This window comes from Nonomuraea antri (assembly GCF_013283785.1).
GTDB lineage: Bacteria > Actinomycetota > Actinomycetes > Streptosporangiales > Streptosporangiaceae > Nonomuraea > Nonomuraea antri.
Genome location: NZ_JABCPZ010000405.1, coordinates 1 through 4,988 on the forward strand (window position 1 = coordinate 1; position 4,988 = coordinate 4,988).

Annotated in this window: 9 protein-coding genes; 5 read left to right on the forward strand and 4 right to left on the reverse strand. The window is 71.9% G+C overall.

Annotation, left to right across the window (positions count from 1 at the left end; all coding sequences use genetic code 11):
- From HII36_RS53270 to HII36_RS53280, 3 genes are all read left to right on the forward strand, one after another.
- The coding region (locus HII36_RS53270; RefSeq protein WP_173531041.1) for a DUF899 family protein at nucleotides 1-578 on the forward strand (578 nt) is incomplete at its 5' end.
- 6 nt (nucleotides 579-584) lie between these two features.
- A complete protein-coding gene (locus tag HII36_RS53275) occupies nucleotides 585-1,346 on the forward strand; it encodes an SDR family NAD(P)-dependent oxidoreductase (RefSeq protein WP_173531042.1) in 762 nt (253 codons plus the stop codon).
- Between the two features lie 109 nt (nucleotides 1,347-1,455).
- Nucleotides 1,456-1,992: a dihydrofolate reductase family protein gene (locus tag HII36_RS53280; RefSeq protein ID WP_173531043.1), complete on the forward strand. Its 537-nt coding sequence runs from the start codon at nucleotides 1,456-1,458 to the stop codon at nucleotides 1,990-1,992.
- 10 nt (nucleotides 1,993-2,002) lie between these two features.
- Here HII36_RS53280 and HII36_RS53285 read toward each other — a convergent pair whose 3' ends face one another.
- A complete protein-coding gene (locus HII36_RS53285) occupies nucleotides 2,003-2,344 on the reverse strand; it encodes a VOC family protein (RefSeq protein ID WP_173531044.1) in 342 nt (113 codons plus the stop codon).
- Nucleotides 2,345-2,481: 137 nt separating this feature from the next.
- Between HII36_RS53285 and HII36_RS53290 the strand changes: the two genes are divergently transcribed.
- Together HII36_RS53290 and HII36_RS53295 are read left to right on the forward strand one after the other, a co-directional pair.
- Nucleotides 2,482-2,838, forward strand: coding sequence for an ArsR/SmtB family transcription factor (locus HII36_RS53290; protein ID WP_173531045.1), 357 nt, complete (start codon nucleotides 2,482-2,484; stop codon nucleotides 2,836-2,838).
- Nucleotides 2,835-3,260: an SRPBCC domain-containing protein gene (locus HII36_RS53295; protein ID WP_173531046.1), complete on the forward strand. Its 426-nt coding sequence runs from the start codon at nucleotides 2,835-2,837 to the stop codon at nucleotides 3,258-3,260. Before HII36_RS53290 ends, HII36_RS53295 begins: the two co-directional genes overlap by 4 nt.
- 41 nt (nucleotides 3,261-3,301) lie before the next feature.
- Here the strand turns inward: HII36_RS53295 and HII36_RS53300 are convergent, their stop codons facing one another.
- The 3 genes from HII36_RS53300 to HII36_RS53310 are packed head-to-tail and all read right to left on the reverse strand — an operon-like array spanning nucleotide 3,302 to nucleotide 4,860.
- Nucleotides 3,302-3,514, reverse strand: a complete 213-nt coding sequence (locus HII36_RS53300) for a hypothetical protein (protein ID WP_173531047.1) — start codon at nucleotides 3,512-3,514, stop codon at nucleotides 3,302-3,304.
- A gap of 3 nt (nucleotides 3,515-3,517) precedes the next feature.
- Nucleotides 3,518-4,252, reverse strand: coding sequence for an alpha/beta fold hydrolase (locus HII36_RS53305; RefSeq protein WP_173531048.1), 735 nt, complete (start codon nucleotides 4,250-4,252; stop codon nucleotides 3,518-3,520).
- Complete coding sequence (locus HII36_RS53310) at nucleotides 4,249-4,860, reverse strand: LysE family translocator (protein ID WP_236005151.1); 612 nt, start codon at nucleotides 4,858-4,860, stop codon at nucleotides 4,249-4,251. The genes HII36_RS53305 and HII36_RS53310 overlap by 4 nt, the downstream gene beginning before the upstream one ends.
- Between the last annotated feature and the right edge of the window lie 128 nt (nucleotides 4,861-4,988).

Sequence of the window (4,988 nt, forward strand, 5' to 3'; positions counted from 1 at the left end):
CCCGCCAGGGCGACGCCATCGCCGCCGCCCGCCGCCGGCTGCCGATGGTCGAGTTCGACCCCACGGTCCAGGTCGTCGGACCCGCCGGCCCCGTCCCGTTCCTCGACCTGTTCCAGGGCCGCGACGAACTCATCGTGTACAAGCACATGTGGTACGACGGCGCACCCCACCAGGGCCAGTGCGAAGGCTGCACCAACGCCGCCTGGCACCTCAAGGACGCCGCCTACCTCAACGTCCGCGGCGTCTCACTCGCCATCGTGACCACCGGGCAATGGAGCGAGGTGGCCGCCTTCACCGACTTCATGGGCTACACCCAGCCCTGGTACTCCGTCCGCGACCTGCCCGAACCGGTCGGCGGCGACATGGGCTACCTCACCTGCTACCTGCGCGACGGCGACCGCGCCTTCCTCACCTACGCCACCACCGGCCGCGGCAACGAACCCGCCAACGGGCTCTTCGGCCTGCTCGACCTCACCCCCAACGGCCGCGGCGAAACCCCGGCGCCACCCCCGAGAACACCCTCGGCCGCCACGACCACCACCACTGAACGGCCGCGCCGCGGCCTGCTGCTAGCTTGACCGTTCGTGTCCGACTATCTGCGCGAACTGTTCTCCCTCCAGGGCCGCCGGGCCCTGATCACCGGCGGAAGCTCCGGCATCGGCTACGCCATGGCCGAGGCCATCGGCCGGGCGGGCGCCGACGTGGTGATCGTGGCCCGCCGTCCGGACCCGCTCGAGGAGGCCGTCACCCGGCTGCGGAAGCACGGCGTCGACGCCTCCTGGATCAGCGCCGACCTCGGCATCCGAGCTGACGTCGAGCGGGTCTGCGCCACCGCCGGCGACGTCGACATTCTGGTCAACGACGCCGCCAACAACATCCGCAAGCCCATGGCCGAGCTCACCGACGGCGACTACGAGCAGACCATCGCGCTCAACCTCACCGCCCCCTACCTGCTCGGCCAGCACTTCGGCCCGCGCATGGCGGCCCGCGGCTGGGGACGCATCATCAACATCGGCTCGCAGCAGACCGTCAGCGCCTTCGGCGACAGCGGCGTCTACGGCGCGGCCAAGGCGGCCATCGCCGGGCTGACCCGCTCGCAGGCCGAGGCCTGGTCGGCCGACGGCGTGTGCGTCAACACGATCATCCCGGGATTCGTGCTGACCCCGCTGACCGAGCCCGCCCAGGCCATGCCCGGCCGGGTCGAGGCGCTGGCGGCCCGGCACATGGTGCGGCGCAACGGGGTGCCCGCCGACTTCGCGGGGGCGGCGGTGTTCCTGGCCGGTGACGCGTGCGCGTTCGTCACCGGCCACATGCTGTTCGTCGACGGCGGGTTCTTCGTGCACTGAGCGCTGATCGGAACCCGGCCCGGCGCCTTTACTTTGTAGATTAGTTGCATGGCGGGCGCTTGTGGGCTAGTTTATAAACGAACGCACATTTACTAATCGGGGAGAAACCATGCCACTCACGTGCTCGGTGTTCATCGGCGTCAGCCTCGACGGGTTCATCGCCCGCGAGAACGGCGACCTGGAGTGGCTCATCAGCCGGGGCGAGGCGGCCGGCGACGACCTGGGCTTCCAGAAGTTCATCGCCGGCATCGACACCATCGTGACGGGCCGCGGCACCTACGAGGCCGGGCTCGGGTTCGAGACCTGGCCGTACGAGGGGCTGCGGGTCGCGGTGCTCAGCCGTGAGCTCGACGCGGACGCCGACCCGCGCATCACCGTCTACCGCGACCTCGACGCCCTGCTCCGCGGCCTGGCCGACAGCGGCGCCGAACACGTCTACGTCGACGGCGGGCAGGTCATCCAGACGTTCCTGCGCGAAGGGCTGATCGACGACATGACGATCACCACCGTGCCCGTGCTGCTGGGTTCGGGGCGGCCGCTGTTCGGGCCGTTGAACGGTGACGTCTCGCTGGTGCACCGGGCGACGCAGGTGTTCGGCGCGAGCGTCGTCCAGACCAGTTACGACGTGGTCCGCACCGCCGGCTGAGCGCGCGGGATCAGCCGAAGCCGGGGGCGGGCTGCCACAGGCTGATCTCGGTGCCCTGGTCGTCGGTGACGGCGCAGCCGCGGCCCGACTTCGACTCGATGACCTGCCCGGTCGCGCCGCCGAGGGCGCGCACCCGCTCGAGCGCGGCGTCGATGTCGGCGACGTGGTAGTAGAGGTTCGGCTGCGCCGACGGGCCGTCCGAGACGAACCCCATGGGCACGGTGGTGTTGGTGACGTGCAGGTACCTCTCGTGCTCCCGGGTGAACTCCCAACCGAACAACGCACCGTAGAAGGCGGCGGCCCGGTCGAGATCGCGTACGGACAGCGTGTAGTAACCCAGCTCAACGGCCATGTACGAACCTCCGCAACAATTAGCGCTATCGTTAATCATCAGGAGCCTAACGGAGGCAGGCAAAGATTAACAGTAGCGTTAACGATTCCGGCGCGGCGGACGGCTTCGGCGCGGCCGGCGAGCCCGGAGCGGCAGGCGTGGCAGGCGAGTCCGGCGTGGACGCGACCCTGGCCGCGCTCGCCGACCCCACCCGGCGCAAGGTCATCGACCTGCTGCGGGAGGGCCCGCGGCCGGCCGGGGAGCTGGCGCAGGAGGTGCGGATGAGCGCGCCCGCGCTGAGTCGCCACCTGCGCGTGCTGCGGGCCGGCGGCCTGGTACGGGCCGAGGCCGGCGGCAGCGACGCCCGGCTGCGGCTGTACACCCTGCGCCAGGAGCCGTTCACCGCGCTGCAGGCCTGGCTCGACCAGGTGCAGGCGTTCTGGGCCGAGCAGCTCGGCTCGTTCAAGGACCACGTCGAGCGCACCGGGCGGGGCGAGGAGGGGCCGCGGTCGTGAACGCCGTCCAGGCCAGCGTCACCGTCCCGGTCGACCCCGGCACCGCGTTCCGGATCTTCACCGACGAGATCGACCGCTGGTACGTCCGCGGCCGGCACAGCTGGGTCGACCCCGACCGGGCCGTCGGCATCAGGTTCGAGGACGGCTACCTGCGCGAGCTGTGGTCCGACGGCGGGCACGTCGACACCGGCAGGATCGTCGCCTGGGAGCCGCCGCACCGCCTCGTCTGGGCCGACCTGATCAACCGGACCGGCCGGATGGAGATCGAGGTCGCCTTCAGCCCGACCGACGGGGGCACCGAGGTGCTGCTCGAACACCGCGGCCTCGACACGCTGCCGCCCGACGTGGCGGGGCGGATCCGGCGCGGCTACTCCTGGAACATCGCCCTGGGCTGGTTCGCCGACCAGTGGCGGCGCGTGTGAGCCCAGGCGTGGCGGCCTTCTGCCGGGGGCCTGGGCCGTCGTCAGCGGCGGCCGTACTTCTTGTGCACGGCTTGCTTGCTCACGCCGATCGCGTCGGCGATCTGCGCCCACGCCAGCCCCGCCACCCTGGCCCGCCGCACCTGGACGGCCTCCAGCCGCTCGATCTCACGGCGCAACGCGGTGGTGGCCTGCAGGGCCAGCAGCGGATCGTCGTCCTGCGCCTGCCGCATGAGGGTCGCCAGGTCGTTCGTCATGCATCAAAGGTAGTCCAGCAACAGCCCGGTGATTTCCGCCGGACGTTCCAGCGCCGGCAGATGCCCGGCCCAGTCCAGCTCGACCAGCCGCCCCTGCGGCAGCTCGGCGGCCACGTGGCGGGCGCTGAGCCGGAAGAACTCCAGGTCGTGGGCGCCCAGGACGACCAGCGCGGGCACGTCCAGGTCGGCCAGGGTGTAGCCGGGCGTCAGCTGCTCGGGCTCGGGGTCGGCGGCCATCTGCAGGGCGAACGCGCCGCGCTGCATCTCCGTCAGCCGCTTCGCGGCCGCCGCGCCGGCCTCAGGGCCGAGCCAGGTGCGGGCGTTCAGCTCGGCGGCGGCGTCGAGGTCGCCCGCCTCGATCAGGCGGTCCTCCTCCTCGCTGAACGCGATCACGTCCGGGGTCTCGGGCAGGTCGGAGCCGGGATTGAGCAGCACCAGGCGCTCGGCCAGCCCGCGGGCGGCCAGCGCGAGCGCGACCCGGCAGCCGTAGGAGGAGCCCACCAGCCGCGCCCGGCCCACGCCCAGCCCGGCCAGCAGCTCGGCGACGTCACCCGCGTCGCTGTACGGGGCCTCGGCCTGGTACGGGGTGTGACCGTAGCCGCGGAAGTCCACCCTGATCACGTCGAAACGCGCGGTGAGCGCTTCCCACTGCCCGTCCCACATGCCCGAGTCGGCGGCGCTGGAGTGCAGCAGCACCACCGGCTCGCCGGCGCCCGCGCGTTCGTGCCAGATCGTCATCGCGAGTCCACCACCAGTCGCACGCCCAGCCCGATGAGCACCATGCCGGAGATCTGCTCCAGCCGCCGCTTCACCGCCGGCCGGCCGAGCCAGGCCTTCGCCCTGGCCACGGCCCAGATGAGCAGGCCGTACCAGAGGGTGTCGACCAGCACCCAGATCACGGCGAGCGTCACCAGCGTGAGCGGGACGTTCTGCCCTGCCGGGACGAACTGCGGCAGGAACGACATCGCGAACACCGCGGCCTTCGGGTTGGCCAGGCAGGTGCCGATGCCCGCCAGGTACGACTTGCGCCAGCCCGCCACCGCCTCGGGCTCGACCGGCGGCGCGCCCTTGCGCGCCTGCCACAGCGACTGGGCGCCCATCACGACCAGCACGATCGCGCCGGCCACGCGCATCACGTCGTAGGCCAGCTGCGAGGCCACCAGCAGCGCCGACAGCCCGAACGCGGCCGCCAGCGCCCACAGCAGGATGCCGGTCTCGTTGCCCAGGGTCGCCGCCAGGCCGGAGCCGCGGCCGGCTCTCAGCGTCTGGCGCAGGATGATCGCGGTGCTGACGCCGGGCACCATGGCCACGGCGATGCACGCGCCGATGAAGGCGAGAAGGTACATGCTGGGCATCGTCGCAGATCGCGATGTCCGGCCGCGCCCCGTTTACGCCCGGCCGGGATTCGTCGGGGCGGGCCTCGGCCTGGATTCGTCGGGGGCCGGCCCGGCACGGTCGGCGGGCCGTTGGGGGG

Excerpts from the sequence above, each read along its gene's own strand:
- HII36_RS53280 (WP_173531043.1), top strand. The coding sequence starts at position 1,456 with ATGCCACTCACGTGCTCGGTGTTCATCGGCGTCAGCCTCGACGGGTTC.
- HII36_RS53285 (WP_173531044.1), bottom strand. The coding sequence starts at position 2,344 with ATGGCCGTTGAGCTGGGTTACTACACGCTGTCCGTACGCGATCTCGAC.
- HII36_RS53305 (WP_173531048.1), bottom strand. The coding sequence starts at position 4,252 with ATGACGATCTGGCACGAACGCGCGGGCGCCGGCGAGCCGGTGGTGCTG.
- HII36_RS53300 (WP_173531047.1), bottom strand. The coding sequence starts at position 3,514 with ATGACGAACGACCTGGCGACCCTCATGCGGCAGGCGCAGGACGACGAT.
- HII36_RS53310 (WP_236005151.1), bottom strand. The coding sequence starts at position 4,860 with ATGTACCTTCTCGCCTTCATCGGCGCGTGCATCGCCGTGGCCATGGTG.